The 16125-nt window shown below is 46.7% G+C and carries 11 protein-coding genes, 1 pseudogene and 4 riboswitches; all 12 genes and pseudogenes read left to right on the top strand.

The window, feature by feature from the left end; all coding sequences use genetic code 11:
* Positions 1-172 precede the first annotated feature (172 nt).
* The 12 genes and pseudogenes from DESGI_RS18325 to fdhD all read left to right on the top strand — a co-directional run bounded on the left by DESGI_RS18325 (position 173) and on the right by fdhD (position 16092).
* Positions 173-2716, top strand: a complete 2544-nt coding sequence (locus DESGI_RS18325) for an O-antigen ligase family protein (protein ID WP_041284980.1) — start codon at positions 173-175, stop codon at positions 2714-2716.
* Positions 2717-3092: 376 nt separating this feature from the next.
* Positions 3093-3887 carry an ABC transporter substrate-binding protein gene (locus tag DESGI_RS18320; RefSeq protein ID WP_006520562.1) on the top strand — a complete coding sequence of 265 codons (795 nt, stop codon included), beginning with the start codon at positions 3093-3095 and terminating at the stop codon, positions 3885-3887.
* A gap of 118 nt (positions 3888-4005) precedes the next feature.
* Positions 4006-4101, top strand: a pseudogene (locus tag DESGI_RS26210) (transposase); the annotation flags it as partial.
* Between the two features lie 107 nt (positions 4102-4208).
* Positions 4209-4328, top strand: a riboswitch (molybdenum cofactor riboswitch).
* A gap of 154 nt (positions 4329-4482) precedes the next feature.
* Positions 4483-4929 carry a hypothetical protein gene (locus tag DESGI_RS18315; protein ID WP_006520561.1) on the top strand — a complete coding sequence of 149 codons (447 nt, stop codon included), beginning with the start codon at positions 4483-4485 and terminating at the stop codon, positions 4927-4929.
* A 28-nt stretch (positions 4930-4957) separates the two neighbouring features.
* A riboswitch (molybdenum cofactor riboswitch) is annotated at positions 4958-5074 on the top strand.
* Between the two features lie 73 nt (positions 5075-5147).
* Positions 5148-5711 (top strand): DUF4304 domain-containing protein, encoded by a 564-nt coding sequence (locus tag DESGI_RS23310; protein ID WP_006520560.1) that lies wholly within the window; start codon positions 5148-5150, stop codon positions 5709-5711.
* Positions 5712-5832: 121 nt separating this feature from the next.
* Positions 5833-5955, top strand: a riboswitch (molybdenum cofactor riboswitch).
* 271 nt (positions 5956-6226) lie between these two features.
* Positions 6227-7456, top strand: coding sequence for a molybdopterin molybdotransferase MoeA (locus DESGI_RS18305; RefSeq protein ID WP_006520559.1), 1230 nt, complete (start codon positions 6227-6229; stop codon positions 7454-7456).
* A gap of 173 nt (positions 7457-7629) precedes the next feature.
* Complete coding sequence (fdhF, locus tag DESGI_RS24030) at positions 7630-10317, top strand: formate dehydrogenase subunit alpha (protein ID WP_015618006.1); 2688 nt, start codon at positions 7630-7632, stop codon at positions 10315-10317.
* A gap of 103 nt (positions 10318-10420) precedes the next feature.
* Positions 10421-10538, top strand: a riboswitch (molybdenum cofactor riboswitch).
* A gap of 72 nt (positions 10539-10610) precedes the next feature.
* Positions 10611-10760, top strand: a complete 150-nt coding sequence (locus DESGI_RS24790) for a hypothetical protein (protein WP_435050873.1) — start codon at positions 10611-10613, stop codon at positions 10758-10760.
* A gap of 830 nt (positions 10761-11590) precedes the next feature.
* Entirely contained in the window at positions 11591-13573 is a 1983-nt protein-coding gene (locus tag DESGI_RS18290; protein ID WP_006520556.1) for an aldehyde ferredoxin oxidoreductase N-terminal domain-containing protein, read from the top strand.
* The gene (locus DESGI_RS18285) at positions 13560-14099 is read left to right on the top strand and encodes a 4Fe-4S dicluster domain-containing protein (protein WP_006520555.1); all 540 of its coding nucleotides are present in this window, start codon (positions 13560-13562) and stop codon (positions 14097-14099) included. The genes DESGI_RS18290 and DESGI_RS18285 overlap by 14 nt, the downstream gene beginning before the upstream one ends.
* 32 nt (positions 14100-14131) lie before the next feature.
* The gene (locus tag DESGI_RS18280) at positions 14132-15283 is read left to right on the top strand and encodes a (Fe-S)-binding protein (protein WP_006520554.1); all 1152 of its coding nucleotides are present in this window, start codon (positions 14132-14134) and stop codon (positions 15281-15283) included.
* On the top strand, positions 15283-16092 hold the full coding sequence (fdhD, locus tag DESGI_RS18275; RefSeq protein WP_006520553.1) for a formate dehydrogenase accessory sulfurtransferase FdhD: 810 nt from the start codon (positions 15283-15285) through the stop codon (positions 16090-16092). The genes DESGI_RS18280 and fdhD overlap by 1 nt, the downstream gene beginning before the upstream one ends.
* Positions 16093-16125 lie beyond the last annotated feature (33 nt).

Raw genomic sequence — 16125 nt, 5'->3', positions numbered from 1 at the left:
AAAAAACATGTGACATAACCCGAAAATTGGCGTCCCTGACCGCGCTCGATAAGCGACGCAGGGGCTATTTTATTAGAGGTGAAACTATTATCTATGCTTATTTTTAATCAAAAATTAACTTTCTTCTCGAAAGCGAGGTTAGATAAACTTGTTAAGATTTATGAGTAACTTTATGAAATATGCTTTAACTTTCTTTACACTTGGCCTTGTATTTTTCCCTCCGTTTTTTCTAGGGCTGTATTTTGAGCCGGAAATGAGTATTCACCACTATTTTGCAGCTGCTGCTACCCTGCTGGTTCCGGTTTTACTGATTCTCCACTCACTCATTATAAATACCGGGCCTTCCTTAAATGATAAGCAAAAAACCAGTAATACGGCTGTTAGCGGCGCAGGACTCCTGGCGCCGCTTCAACAGTTGGTGACATCCCCGTATTTTCTGGCGCTGGCTGCCCTGGCGGCCGCATACGGAATTTCTTTTCTGCAGGCCATCAATCCCCGTGAGGCCCTTTTTGCCTGGCTGAGGCATATTGACTACCTGCTGACTTTTATGCTTGTTTTCCTGGCAGTGGGGATGTGGAAAACCGACCGCCCTAAAGCAGGGTTTGGGCGCTGGATGCTTATCGCCCTGACTGTTTCGGGAACAGCTATTGCCGCAGCGGGTATCCTGGCGGCCCAGGGCACCATGCCCTTACAGGGTGGGGTAACAGGTTCAGGGCGCCTGGCCTCTACCTTCCAGTACCCTAATTCCCTCGCTGCCTACCTCACGGCCATAGTGCTGCTTACCACCCACCTGGCGGTACGGGGTACTCGTGCCTTTCAGGCCGGAGCCTATGCCGCAATGGGGTTTATAATATACTTGTCTATGCTGGGAACCCAAAGCAGGGGTGCATGGCTGCTCCTGCCATTGATCCTGCTCGTTTTTATCCTGGGGCAAACAGAGCGGAAAAAGCATCTTTTATTTACGGCAGTAGCATTAGGATTGGCTTTGCTCCTGAGCGGAATAACACTATCCCCGCAGGTTCAGCAGTCACAGCCCAATTGGGGTGCTCTTTTCATGACTCTGGCGGGCTGCCTGGTGGCCGGCGCCGCCTGGGGCATAGGAGTAACACAGGCTCGTAAAGTAACCCATTTTAAAAATAGAAATAAACTCAATGACAGAAAAATCCGCCGGAAGAAGCCTGCAAATGCTGGAACTAACTTTACCAAGGTCAGAGTACCCAACAAGGCTGCCCTGGGGGCAATTTGTATCTTGTTAGTTATTGCGGCAGGGGTAGTAATAATCCTCAACAACTTAGGCAAATCTAATGATATTAGCACCTTCGTCAGTCCTGAACTAAAAAGAATCACGCATATCAATACAACAGACAGCAATTTTCAGGGCCGGCTGTTATTTTATCGTGACGCTTTTAGAATGATTCAAGATCGGCCCCTGTTTGGCTGGGGCGGAGGTGGCTGGAAGAGCGGTTATGCCGCCTACCAGTCAGTTAATTACACAACCACAGTGGTGCACAGTCATTTTATGCAGGTCTGGATTGAGGCCGGTACATTGGGCTTAGCCATGTTTACTATACCTTTCCTGCTCCTGGGCCACGGCTTTATTTCTCTCTACCGCCGGCACAAAACTTATCCCTCAGCCTCGGAAACCTGGACTGTGGGAACGGCTGCCCTGGCCCTTGGATTACATGCGGCCATTGATTTTGATCTTTCCTTCAGCAGCATGTCCTTGCTCCTCTGGGCCCTGCTGGCGCTGTTTGCTTACCGGGAAAAAATGATGGGTTTTGGGTTGCGGTTCTTTAGAAGGAAAGAATTCACCCAGGATCTGAGCAAGATGAAAGGCTCCAACGGAAAGAGAGCTTTAGGGCTAACAGTGTCACTGATTGTTTGTTTTACCCTAGCCGCAGTTCATCTGGCAGCATATACTTTCATTTTAAACAGTGCGGCAGCAAAGGCGCAGGACGCTGCCCAAGCTGCACAAGAGGGAGATACTCGGGCGGCGCTGGCACTGATTCAAGAGGCCGCCCGCTGGGACCGCTGGTCGGCCCGGTATCCCATGCTCCAGGCCCGGTTATTAACAGCCGGCAGCGGTGTTAATTCCAAGCAGTCCGCGGAAGACTATGCCGGTGCAAGCCTTGACCTGGCACGCCGGGCGGTAAAGCTGGACAGCTACAATCCCGACAACCGTTTTTTCTTGGCCCGGCTCTATCTGACCGGGGGCCAACCGGAAAAAGCCCTGGCCGAGGCCGAACAAGGCAAAAAGCTCAAACCATGGTTCATCCAAACATGCGAAGAATTTAATAGTATTCTTGTGGACATTGCGGTCCAGCAGCTCCTCCGGGGCCAGGAGGAAGCCGGGGTACATACCTTGCGCCGGGTGCTGGCAGTAACCCGGGAGGCCGTTACCAAAAAGGAAATGCTGCCGACCCGGCTGCAAAGCCTGTGGGACACACGGCGGGATCTTGACCTGACCCCGGCCCTGGCCCTTTCTGCCGGCCGGTCCGCACTGCTCCTGGAAGATGAGCAGCGGGCACGGGAATATTTGTCCATCGCCGCCAGAGCAAGTGACGAAAAGACAAAGACCCTCGCTCAGCTTTGGCTGGGCGCTGCACTGCAAAAGGCCGGGGACCCGTCGGGGGAAAAGTTGATTGCAGAGGCCCTGAAGTCCGGCCTTGAAGCAGAGAAGAACTATACAGTTTTAAAACAGCTGGTGAAATTTTAGAGAATCTCCTGCAGGACACTTCCACCTTAGAAAAAGGCGGGGTGCCCTTAAATTTTGCTTTTGTAAAATCGAAGTAACTACTTAACTTGCCAAAATACTATAAACCAGCTATGCATTTCTCCGACCTTCTTAGAGTATTGCGGTGAAATCCCGACCTGGTATGAACTGGGAAGAGAGATAAAGGTTTTCTTTAGCATTCCAGTTGCCTATATAAACGCGCTTCTTTGAAAAGAGAGGCTATGTAATGACAAATAATACTGGACCGGCGCGTTAAGCCTGCCCGGGCTGTCAATAGCCCGGGATTCTTTTTTGTCTTACGGTGATGTATAAGAACTTATGGATAATTACAAAACTAAAAAGAAAGGAGGTAAGTCTTATGAAAGAAATCAGACTGGCCACAACAACCAGTGCCCAGGACAGCGGGCTGCTTGCCCAGCTTTTATCCAGGTTCGAGTCCGAGAGCGGTTATAAGGTCCAAGTCCAGGCGGTGGGCAGCGGTCAGGCAATGGAACTGGCAAGGCGGGGCAAAGCCGACATTTTGCTTGTTCATGATCCCGAAGCAGAACAAAGGTTGATGGATGAAGGGTTCGGAACCGACAGAAGAATATTGATGCACAATGACTTTATCCTGGTAGGACCTATAGATGATCCGGCCAAGGTCAAAGGAATGCACTCCGTAATCGAAGCCTTCAAAAAGATAGTAGAAACAAAGAGCCGCTTTATCAGCCGGAATGACGTCTCCGGTACAGACAAAAGGGAAAAGGAGATCTGGCAAAAGGCAAATACAGACCCCCACGCTACCGATTACCAGGAGACAAAAAGTGGAATGGCCGAGACGCTTGCCGTTGCATCCGGTAAGAAAGGATATGTTCTGACTGACCGGGCGACATTTCTCTCCCAAAAACATGAACTCAAACTCGAGGTTATGGTCGAAGGCGATGATCTGTTGCTTAATATATACCACGTGATTCAGGTTAATCCGACCAAGTCTCCCGGCGTTAACGCTGAAGGTGCTAAAGCGTTGGCCGACTTCCTAAACGGGCCGAATGCCCAGGAAATTATCGGAAACTTCATGAAAGATAGGTTCGGTTGTTCCCTGTTCGTACCGGATGCGGGGAAAACAATGCAGGAAATAACACAGGGGAACTGGAAACAGGTTTTTGCGTCATAAACTTAATTGAGTGTTGTAATTACCAGAGGGACAACCGGCTGTGCCATTGACCCTCTGGTTTTAAGGCGGTGAAACGTCAGTTCTAGTTATCTGGGAGTGCAATTGATAAATTAATTCATTTCTTGGTAGATACACTCACAGGATTGCCATATCCAATAACCGTATTATAAGTATTAAAGACGATAATGTTACATTCAAATGGAGAGATTATAAAGGTACACCACAATGGATTATTTAAAATACACCATAGGTAAAATTTTCTTACTCATGTTAAATAGACTTACGGTTACCCCCCTTTTTTTTAAACTAGTTATGTGTTAAACTGTAAGAAATCTCCGAGCCTTTCCACCTTTAGCTATGGCAATGGTGGCTAGGCCGTAAGGGTACTTTTGGGAAACCATTGTGCCTCCCATTGTGGAAAGGAGAGCATGGTATTGTCTGCGTACTAATGTACGCGATTGACGATTATTAAGCTTTGCCCTTTTTACAACAGGGGCAAAGCTTTTTATTTTAATACTTTTTCTTTCCGAGGCAGATGACTTAAACCACAATGAATGGTGAGGGTAATCTTGCCCGGTTGGAAAGGAGAATTTAAGTGGTTGGTAATTCTTTAACAGATTTAACAGAAATAAATATAAATTTTTTGTTGGATAAGCACAGGCAAAAAATAATTAATAAAATAATTATTAAATCATTATTGCAAAAGAATACTGAAGAGGAAGCTATGCAAATGTTTCTCTGGACTCTGGCTGATATCGAACCGCCTGTTAGCTATCGAGAGCAATTAGTATTCCGTGCTTTATACAGAATGTTTCATAGTTATACTAGCGTAATAATAGATACAAAGGAAAAAGCTTTCAAGATTCTCGGTATCCCCAGGGAAATGTGGTATTGCAACCCAAATAAATTGCTTAAACAAGCAAAAATTGCTTATTGGAAGCAGTTTGAATCCCTTGATATATATAGTTTTATAGCCAATGCCGGTGATATTGGATTAAAGAAAAAGGCGTTTATGTTTTTTTCCGTAAATCGAGGCAGCTAACATGTTACATCGAGTAATATATAAATAAAAAATATTTTTGCTCCGAACCGCCTCGCCTAAGTTCAGCGATATGGTGAACGGTCAATAGGGTGTAATTGGAAACGATTATGCCTTCCTTTTGAAAAGGAGCACAGCTTATTAAGGTTTTCACCGACCGGGTAGACTGTGTTTCTTACCGTCTACCCTTTTTTATTTTTTCAGTAAAGGTGGGTTACATAATGTCAAACGCAAAAAGGAAAACAACCGAAGCAATGGTTGATTGGGTGGTGCCTTATTTAATGAACAACGGATTTAAAGGATCTTACCCAAATTACCGCCGGATACGTCCAGGGCAAATTGACCTTGTAACGTTCCAATTCTCTTGCTGTGACCAAGCTTTTTGTATTAATATTGCTAAATGCCCTCCTGAGGGAGTACGATACAAAACCGGCGAATTTGTGAAACCGTCAGAAGTGATTGCCCTGCATTGTCCCCAAAGGCTTTACCTTGGAGTGCAGGAGGGTCATTCTTATCACTGGTTTAAATGTAACCCCCGCAGGCAGGAAATAATACAAAAAGAAAAATATCCCTTCGTTACAGTATACAAGGATACCCCGCTTAAATATAAATACATGGCTGACGATATTATAAATTTATTTAAAAAACAGGCAGAACCCTGGTGGGAGAATTCCGAAGCCTGGTGGGAAAAAGGTTTACCTACCTACAACAAGCTTTTCATGGATTTTTTCTATAGTTTCCAGCAATCAAGCAATATGGTTTACCGTAATAGACGACATGCTTAGCGATACTTAACAAATAATCATGAATTTAATAATACCCTTGTTTTGATTGATTAATAAATCTTAAAATTACATATACTCAGAATTGTAATTCAGGCAGGGATTGTTAGGACCAATAGCGTATACATTTTTATTTTTCCGAATCTGTTCGCCTGTAGTCAATAAGACTATGGCGGCGAATCTATACATGGTGCGCCTGGAAACGGGCTGGCCTCCCATTGTGGAAAGGAGCCTTCATTATCTGGACACAGAGATCCGACTGGCTTCCTTTTGGCCCAACCGGATCTTTATTATTTGTCTGAAAGGAGGATAAAGTGCGTAGCGCGCCAAGGCAGGACAACTGTATCAACTACGATACCGGTTCGCAAAAGTGCCCGACATTTTTTGCAGGCAAAAGTATTTTCCTCTGTCATAGGCATTAGTCACAACCATAGACCACTCAGCCTCTCCCCACAGGAGACGGTACGGGAAGGTCCGCAGAGAATTTTTATTTACAAGTGATACCGGAGGTTAAAAAAGTGCAGCTTAATGTAAATTTAGAAAAAGCATTGGAGTACATCCTTAGCCGTATTAGCCCATTACCTGGTGAATCCATTCCCTTGATGCAGGCGCTTGGTCGTGTTGCCTTTCAGGACTTATTGGCAACCCGGGACTTGCCCTCTCACCCGCAGGCCAGCTTAGATGGCTATGCATTGCATATTAATGATTTAGGTCGGCTTGATAGCTTTAAAGTCCAAGAACGTCTTCGAAACGGCGAGTTGCCACGCTCTCCTCTCATTCCTGGGCATGCAGTCGGTGTTGTAACGGGAGGGCCCTTGCCTGGTGGAACGGGCGCGGTTATAGCTCAGGAATTGGTTACAGTGAAAGAGGATCGCGTGATTTTTACAGGTAAAACCCCCCAGGGCAGCAACATTAAAACTCCAGGCGAGGATTTTCGAGCCGGGGATCTGCTTGCGCGGGGCGGTACCCGCTTCGATGCAGGGCTGCTCGGAGTATTGGCGGCCTTTGGCAATAGTGAAGTCATGGTATACCGGCGTCCCAGGGTGATGATCCTCAGTTTAGGAAGTGAAATTGTTCCCTTTCACGCAGAACCTGTGCCGGGCCAGATTTGGGACAGCAACGGACCCCTTGTGGCATCCCTTGTAACACGTAACGGGGGACAGGTGGTCGGTGTAGAGGTCGTTAGTGAAAAGACTAACGGAGTTAAAGAGCATCTATTAAATATGCTTAAGCAGGCCGACCTTGTGCTTACCATTGGGGGCGGTGCCTCCGGAGTATGCGACAATGCCCTATCAGAACTACAGGGAATTGGAGCGGATATATTATTTTGGGGAGTTCAAATCAAGCCGGGAAGTCATAGCGGTGCGGCCATTTGGGAGTCCAAGCCAATTATATCCCTTTCCGGAAACCCGGCGGCCTGTGCAGTGGGCTACCAACTTCTAGCAGCACCTGTAATTCGCGCTTTTCAGTCCCTTGATCCTTATCCACACCGCCTTTCTGCTTTGTGTCCCGATCCATACCCAAAAAAAGGGGGACCCCGCCGTTTCCTCCGTGGACTTGCCACTTGCCATCAAGATGGGTGGAGGGTTAGCTTGCAGCCGGGCCAGAAAAACAGTATGTTGCGCTCCCTCATCGGTTGTAACGCATTAGTGGAACTGCCGGCGGGGCACCCTCCCCTGGAGCCTGGATCACGGGTATCAGTGCTGCTCTTAAATAATGCTTATACAGGAATGGAGTCTCAGGCTTGATTTTTTTGAATACTTTACGCTTAATAGTTTGCTTATCCTATTAACACTTTAACATCCTGTAGTTTCTTTAAATTTTTTGGGGGATGATTTCTGTTCGTTATGTTTTTTAAAGCATATTGGTAGTGCGCGAGCTAGACGAAAACTACAAAAATATTATACGAGGAGTGATGGTATTGGAAATGGTGAATCTCAGTATTGACGGTAAAGAGATCCAAGTTCCGGCAGGCACGACGGTACTTAATGCTGCTGAACAAGCCGGTATCCACATCCCCAGGCTTTGCTACGAACCGGACCTGAACCCCTTTGGGGCGTGCCGGCTGTGTGTGGTGGAAATACAGGGGATGCGCAACCTGCCGGCTTCGTGTGTGACAACTGTTACACCGGGCATGATTGTGCAGACCAATTCACCTGCGGTGGTGGAAGCAAGGCGTACAATACTGGAACTTTTGATTGCCAACCACCCGCAGGATTGCCTGACCTGCGAAAAAATGGGCAACTGTAAGCTGGCTCAATACTGCTATGAATATGGAGTTAAAGAAAGTCCCATGCAGGGGGAAAGGCATAATTATGCCGTAGACGACAGTAATCCATTTATCGTCCGCGACCCTAACAAATGTATTTTATGCGGTAAATGTATCCGTGCTTGTGCTGAAATTACCGGTAAAAACAACCTGGATTTTGCCTACCGCGGCTTTGATACCAAAGCGACAACCTTTTATGATGTGCCATTTGTGGAGTCCGATTGTGTCTTCTGCGGTAATTGCGTTTCCGTATGCCCCACAGGGGCACTGACGGAAAAACAAATGCAGGGCAAAGTCAGGTACTGGGAGAGCCAAAAAGTTAGAACAACCTGCCCGTTCTGCGGTTCCGGCTGTACTTTTGATTTGTGCGTCAAAGACGGTAAGGTTGTCGGTGTCGTATCCGGCCCGGAAGGTGCTGTAAACGGCCGCGCACTGTGTATTAAGGGCAGGTTTGGCTGGGATTTCATTAATAATGATCACCGGTTGACTACTCCTTTAATTAAACGCGAAGGAAAATTCGAACCTGCATCATGGGAGGAAGCACTGGATTTAATAGCAGAAAGGCTAAGTGGGATTAAAGCGAAATACGGGGCTGACTCGTTTGCCAGTCTGAGTTCCGCCAGGTGTACCAATGAAGAGAATTACCTGATGCAAAAATTTACAAGGGTGGTGATGGGCACAAACAACGTAGACCATTGTGCCCGTACCTGACACGCTCCCACAGTGGCCGGTCTGGCCACTTCCTTCGGCAGCGGCGCTATGACCAATTCAATCTCAGAAATCGAACAGGCTGAGTTATTACTGTTAATTGGCACTAATACAACCGAAGCCCACCCGGTGATCGGTTATAAAATGAGGCAGGCGGCACGTAAGGGCGCAAAACTTATTGTGGTGGACCCGCGGCGTATAGAACTTGCGGAGGAAGCCGATTACTGGCTGCGCATCAAACCGGGTACCGATATTCCATTTCTCAACGGGCTGATGCACATCATCATTGCAGAGAATTTATATGACCGGGTGTTTGTGGAAGAGCGAACCGAAAACTTTGCAGCTCTTAAAGAAACAGTTGAAAAATACACACCCGAATATGTATCAGACCTGACCGGCATACCGGTGGAAGACCTGTATGCGGTGGCCCGTCTTTATGCCGGTGCGGACAAAGCAATGGCTTTCTATACCCTTGGCATAACAGAACACGTTTGTGGAACTAATAACGTGATGAGCGTTGCCAACCTGGCTATGCTGACCGGACATATGGGACGTCCGGGCACCGGGGTCAACCCCATCCGCGGTCAAAATAACGTTCAGGGAGCCTGTGACATGGGGGCGCTGCCTAATGTGTTTTCGGGCTACCAGCGTGTGATTGACCCGGCGGCAAGAGAAAAATTTGAACAGGCCTGGGGTGTTTCTTTATCCGGTGAGCTTGGGCTGATGATCCCTGAAATGTTTGACAAGGCTAATGCCGGTGAGCTTAAGGCGATGTATATTCTTGGTGAAAACCCTGTGCTAACGGACCCCAACAGCAACCATATCCGCTCAGGGCTGGATAAGCTGGAATTCCTGGTGGTGCACGAGCTGTTCCTTACGGAAACTGCGGAATATGCCGATGTAATTCTGCCCGCTGCCAGCTTTGCGGAAACAGACGGGACATTTACCAACACCGAGCGCCGGGTACAGCGGGTTAGAAAAGCAGTTGAACCGCTGCCGGGCAAAACCAACTGGCAGGCCTTGACTGCCCTTTTCGCAAAGATGGGTTATCCCATGGGCTACAGCAGTGCCGAAGATGTTTTCCAGGAAATGGCATCACTCACGCCGTCTTATGGCGGTATAAGCTATGCCAGGATTGATAAAAATGGCCTGCAGTGGCCATGTCCAACCGCTGACCACCCGGGAACGCCTTATTTGCACGCCAATGCTTTCGTGCGGGGCAAGGGCTTATTCCAATCCATCGAGCATATTCCCCCTGCAGAAATACCCGACCGGGAATACCCGTACCTGCTATCCACAGGACGGATATTGTATCACTATAATGTGACCACGCCTTATTCAACTACCATTGCCAGCATGTGGTCGGAGGAATATGCCGAAGTTAACCCGGAAGATGCCGCCCGGTTGGGCTTTATTACCGGTGACACGGCAAGGGTAACCTCCCGGCGTGGCGAGGTTACCTCCAAAGTCAGGGTAACCGACCGGGTTCCCCCCGGCATGGTCTGGATGTCGTTCCACTACGGGGAAAGCCCTACCAACGCTTTGACCAGCGGTGCAGTGGACCCGATTACCAAAACAGGTGAGTATAAGGTTTGCGCCATTAAAATTGAGAAAATTAAGGAGGCAGTTTAACAGCGTAAAACCCCGATATCTAAGCAGTGTGTATGTTGTGACACGATATTACACGTATTGTTCCCAGTCAAGAAAGAATGGGCTTAAGTGTTATATAAATTTACATGAATAGTTGTTCCGAGCCGGTTTGTCTAAAGCAATGCTATGATTATCCGGCCGATAGGGTTTGACGGGAAACCGTCAAGCCTCCCAGTGCGGAAAGGAACGCAGTATGTGACCTGGTCTTTTTATAAGACCGGGGTGCTGTGTTTTTGCTGCACCCCGGTCTTTTTTGTTGTGGGAGAATGGAGTTTTTGAGCAGCATTTTTGATTTGATAGCGCCGCGGGTTTTGGCCGGAGAAAAAATAGAACGCAGGGATATTATTGCCCTGGGGCATGGGGGGCTTTGTTCCAATTGCCATAACTGCCGTTATCCTGATTGCGGTTTTGGCAAAGGGAATTAAACATATTAAACAACTTGTCCATAAGCTGAAACTCCGTGGCAAATTTGCTATGCGCTGTGCCTATCTGGTTGGGGGCAAGCGAAACATCACTGTCAAGTAAAGGATAGCGAAAACTAAATCTAGCATAAAGGTTAACCAAAAAGTATGAGCAGAGGTAGATCAAAAGGGTTAATCAAATTGTTAATCCCCTGGTTAATCAATCTTCCATGCTTTTTAGCGATTATATTTAATCTTTTTTCCTTTTATAATACTTAAAGCTAAGCTAACCATGCACTAGGGCATGTGAGAGATCTTTGGCAAAGCCAACTGATGATAATGGCTGATGTGATTTAATTGACAGGTCAGACATATTTGCAGTAGTTACTTTGGCTTTAAAAGTAACTGTTGAGGTAACCAGTCGATATGCTTAAAAAAACATATGGCTTAAAAAATCCCTATTTTAAATAGTAATATTTTGGCTGGTGAACTATGTCAATTATGTTAGAATTAAAATTTTCGTAAATTTCAAAGTTGAAGGATGATTGGCGAAAATTGCTTAATATATAACCAGTCGGTATGCTATAAAAGCATGCCGCTATTATAACCAGACGATATGCTTAAAAAAGCATATCGCACTCGATTTAGCTGTTTGGGGCTTATGGGGGTAAGTACACCACCTTTCGTTATGCATAAAAAAGCATAACACCGTATTAGTATTATGAGACTTTTTAAGGCGCTATTAATGCCTAGATAGAAAAAACAATCAACTTCACAAAAAAGATTGCAGGGGGGATTTCATGTAATTTTAAGGCAATTTTTCCGATTAGTAAAAATACTAAGGGGAGTGAAAGATGAGATACGCAGAGACAGGATATAACTTGGAAATTGATCTAACTACAGGAAACATTGAGAAGGTGGAAACCGACCCGAAATTAACGGAACTTCATCTGGGAGGCCTGGGTACCAGCCTCAAGATACACTGGGACAGGGTTCCCCCTGAAACTAAAGCATTTGATCCTGAGAATCTACTGATAGTAAGTTCCGGTCTTTTATGTGGCACACCAGCTTTTAGCGCTAATCGTACCCTTTTTTCCTTCATTTCTCCTCAGACGGATTTACTGGCCTATCCAATGATGGGGGGATTTTTGGCGGCGGAATTGAAGTATGCCGGTTATGACAAAATAATCATTCGCGGCAAGTCTCCCAAGCTGGTGTATATATGGATACACAATGACAAAGTAGAAATACGTGATGCTACACATTTGAAAGGCAAGGGTGCTGTTGAAACGCAAGATCTAATAAGAGATGAGATGAAAGAGCCGAGAGCCCAGGCGGCCGCTATCGGTCTGGCTGGTGAAAACCGGGTTTTTGTGGCTTCCATTGAACAGTCAAGGTCAAGTTCCAGCCGGGGCGGAGGAGGCGCCGTTATGGGGGACAAAAACCTGAAGGCGATAGCTGTCCGGGGAACAAAGGACGTTTACATTGCCCGGGGAGAAGAATTTAGGGAACTTATTATGGGTGAGGTGCTCGAATTCGTAAAATTACGGAATGAAAATAACCTTAAGATAGCGGTGCACTCACCACAGCATGGCGCCATTATTGGCTCGCCCCAAGCGATGAAATACGCTGATGAAGAGTGGCATACTACAGGTTTCGCCTGGGGAAATGCCCGCAACCGGAGAAAAGACTTTTGGACCAAGGAAATCGAGGAGAGTTGGTCTAAGAGTCAGGAGTCGGCGGTAAAGCGTTTGATTAGCTGCTTTAACTGTACGCAGCAATGCGGAGCCTTAATAGCTTTCGAAGATGTGCCAAGATTCATGATGAAATGCTTTTCTAAACTTACCTATGCCATGGCAGCTTATGTAGATAACCTTGATTTCTCCTGGAAAATAATGCAGAAGGCTACTGAATATGGGGTAGATTCATTTTCAACCCCGCAAATTATGGCCTTCGCCGTTGAGTTGTACGAAGCCGGTATTTTGACTGATGCGGATTTTGCCGGTTGCCCATCCGATAATGAGGGAAGATTTTTCTGGCTGCTGGATAAAATTGTCCGCCGGGAAGGAATTGGTGATATTTTGGCCGACGGTACTTATTGGGCAGCCCGCAAGATTGGCAATGGTGCAGAAGCATTTGATCATAATACCATTAAGAAACACGAGCAAATGAATATCAAGTTGGGCATGCTGGATCCCCTGTACTATCTTATGTATTCTACTAACGAAAAGATAAGCATTACCCAAATTGAAGGCAACTTTCCCCAGGGGGCTATTACCAAAAAAGAGGACAGGGAGAAGTTTATAAAGGATTGGATCCAGGTTCCCGATGAAAAGTTCAAGCAATATTTATTGGACTGGGAACCGCGCGGAGAAAACGCAAATCCATATTACCCGACCCCTGAAATAGCCTGTGAAATTGTAGATTGGATGGAAATGCTGCATAACATTGATGACGCCCTGGGGTTATGCGCCGGGTGGGGATCGTTTGTTTTCAAGCCCCCTTACCACATCCACAACTATCCAAAAATAATCTCGGCGGCCACTGGAATGGATATAGACAAAGACGGACTAAAGAGAATAGTTAACAGGAGCCGTAATTTACACAGAGCAATTAACAATAGAAGGGGTATGACGAGGGCTGATGAGAAACCGCCCGAGGATCACTGGCGGCGCAGATTTCCCGAGCTTGAAGAAAATTTGCTAACTACGTATTACAAATACAAGGGTTGGAATTATGACGGTATTCCCACTAAAGAAAGATTACAAGAATTAGATTTGGGTTATGTAGCCGAAGACCTTGAAAAGAGGGGGATATTAAAAGATGGCCAGGATTAAGAAGAAGATCAAGACAATCAAAGTTGATGCAGATAAATGCAATGGCTGCCGGGCCTGCGAAGTAGCCTGCTCCTTTTTTCACGCTACACCGAAATATAGCAGCAATAATCCAGCCAGGTCCCGGATTCAGGTGATTACTCACCGGCTAAAAGACATATGGCTGCCGGTATTTGCCGGTGAATATGCTCCAGCCGAATGCATGGGTAGAGATAAGTATATAATTGACGGAAAAGAATACGACGAGTGCGGCTTCTGTAGGGCTGCCTGCCCATCCAGAGATTTATTCAAAGAGCCCGATTCCGGTCTCCCTCTAAAATGCGATATGTGTGAAGAACTTGGACCAGGAGAAAAGCCGCTCTGTGTTCAGGTGTGTTTAAATGATGTTCTGATTTACGAAGAAAGGGAAGAAGAAGTCGAAGAAGAAGTAAATCTGGGGGATATGGAGATAGGATTGCAAGCATTGGTAAACAAATATGGTTTACAGAAAGTGGCAGAAACTGTTTTGCAAATGGCACAGAAGGACTGAGACATTAAAATGAAGGGAGGGAGTAAAAACTCGTGGAGATTGAAGCCCCGATCAGAGAGGTCATCGAAGAAATAAAAGAGAGCGGTGGCGACGCCGTCAAATTCTGTTACCAATGCGGAAAATGCGATACTGTTTGCCCCTGGAACAAGGTAAGAAATTTCAGTATGCGCAAACTAATCCGGGAAGCAACATTTGGTTTGACAGAAATAGAGCACGAAGAGATCTGGCGTTGTACCACCTGCGGCAAGTGCGTTCAGAGATGCCCCAGGGACGTACAGCAGATTAAAAACATGATCGCATTGCGCAGGATGGCCACGGGATATGGTGTATTTCCCACCGCCATCAAGCCTGTCCGCACCGTAAGCGCAGGCCTAACCGCAGATGGTAACCCCTTTGGTGAAGATCGCACCAAAAGGGCGGAATGGGCCAAAGGTCACTCTGTAAAGACCTTCGAAGAAGGGATGGAAATATTATATTTCCCCGGCTGCTACTTAAGCTATGACGCAAGATTAAAGAAAGTAGCTGTTGCCACAGCCAAAATCCTCAACAAGGCAGGGGTAGAATTCGGGATACTGGGCGCCGGGGAGAACTGCTGCGGTGAAAGCATCCGCAAGACAGGCAATGAGGATATATTCAAGCAATTAGCCAGGGAAAACATCAAAACCTTTATCGACAACGGGGTCAAGAAAATCCTTGTTTCTTCCCCTCATTGCTATCACACCTTCAAAAACGAGTATCCCGAATTTAATGTGCACTTTGAGATAGTGCATATTTCCCAGTATATATTCGAACTGATTAATGAGGGAAGGCTTCAGATCAGTAAAGAATATGCTAAAAAAATTACCTATCATGACCCCTGTTACCTGGGCCGGCACAATGGCATATATGACGAACCGCGGGGAGTATTACAGAAGATACCCGGTTTGGAACTGATCGAGCTGCCTGAATCCCGGGAAGATAGCCTTTGCTGCGGTATGGGCGGAGGCAGGATCTGGATGGAAACACCAATGTCTGAAAGGTTTGCCAACCTAAGACTAGAGCAAGCTATTGGGGTTGGGGCTGAAGAATTGGTTACAGCCTGCCCCTACTGCATCACCAACTTTGAGGATAGCAGGGTAGTCCTGAATTATGATGATGTTATCCAGATAAAAGACATCACGGAGGTTATCCAAGAGGTGATTTAATGATGGAAAGGCAAGACATCCAGAAGAAAATTGGCGAATTGGATATGCAGGACGTGGCAGCGGAAGTTGTCTGTAATTACTTTTCGGACGAGGGATGGTCCAGGACCTCAGTTTACGTGCCCAGTGAGATGGAGCTTACAATTTATATCAATCAGAAAGCACTGGTCACTATCCTGTGCACTGCGGCCAAGCTGAATTATCTAGTCCTGGGATATCTTTATGCGGAGGGAATTATCTCAGGTGTTGGCGACGTGGCGAGCATACGGGTGAGTGAGGAGGAATCGCTGGCCGATGTGAGGCTGAACAACTCGGGGTATGAATTGCCGGCGTTAAAGAGACTTGGATGCAGTGGTAGTTCGGTTTTTAAAACTCAGGGACAGAAGGTTGAATCAGATCTTGTTGTCACACCGTTGGAAGTGCTGTCACTGATGAAACAGTTTCAAGAGCAGATGGTGCTATATCCGCACAGTGGCGGTGTGCACACTTCAGCTCTGTCTGATACCAGGAACCTGCTGGTAGTAGCTGAGGATATCGGACGGCATAATACCTTGAACAAAATCCAGGGCGAATGTCTATTGTATGGAATATCAACCAGAGATCGATTGTTGCTGATCACTGGCCGCATATCGTCCGAAATGTTGCTCAAGGCGGCAAAGATGCAGGTGCCCGTTGTTGTTTCGCGGCATGCACCAACGAAGAACGCTATACTGCTAGCGCGTGATATGGGCATTGCCCTGGTTGGCAAGGCCCGCGGCGACCGCCTGGCGGTATTTACCCACCCGGAGCGTCTTGGCTGCTCAACAGATTAAGTACGGTACGGGTACATAAAACCTGATGAGATG

It is taken from the genome of Desulfoscipio gibsoniae DSM 7213, from assembly GCF_000233715.2.
Taxonomy (GTDB): domain Bacteria; phylum Bacillota; class Desulfotomaculia; order Desulfotomaculales; family Desulfallaceae; genus Sporotomaculum; species Sporotomaculum gibsoniae.
Note: the sequence above shows the minus strand (reverse complement) of the source record. Positions and strands in the feature narration are given on the sequence as shown.

What these genes read in the sequence shown, in the direction of transcription:
- DESGI_RS23310 (WP_006520560.1), top strand. Translation starts at nt 5,148, where the DNA reads ATGTCAAACGCAAAAAGGAAAACAACCGAAGCAATGGTTGATTGGGTG.
- DESGI_RS18290 (WP_006520556.1), top strand. Translation starts at nt 11,591, where the DNA reads ATGAGATACGCAGAGACAGGATATAACTTGGAAATTGATCTAACTACA.
- DESGI_RS18325 (WP_041284980.1), top strand. Translation starts at nt 173, where the DNA reads ATGAAATATGCTTTAACTTTCTTTACACTTGGCCTTGTATTTTTCCCT.
- DESGI_RS18320 (WP_006520562.1), top strand. Translation starts at nt 3,093, where the DNA reads ATGAAAGAAATCAGACTGGCCACAACAACCAGTGCCCAGGACAGCGGG.
- fdhD (WP_006520553.1), top strand. Translation starts at nt 15,283, where the DNA reads ATGATGGAAAGGCAAGACATCCAGAAGAAAATTGGCGAATTGGATATG.
- DESGI_RS18285 (WP_006520555.1), top strand. Translation starts at nt 13,560, where the DNA reads ATGGCCAGGATTAAGAAGAAGATCAAGACAATCAAAGTTGATGCAGAT.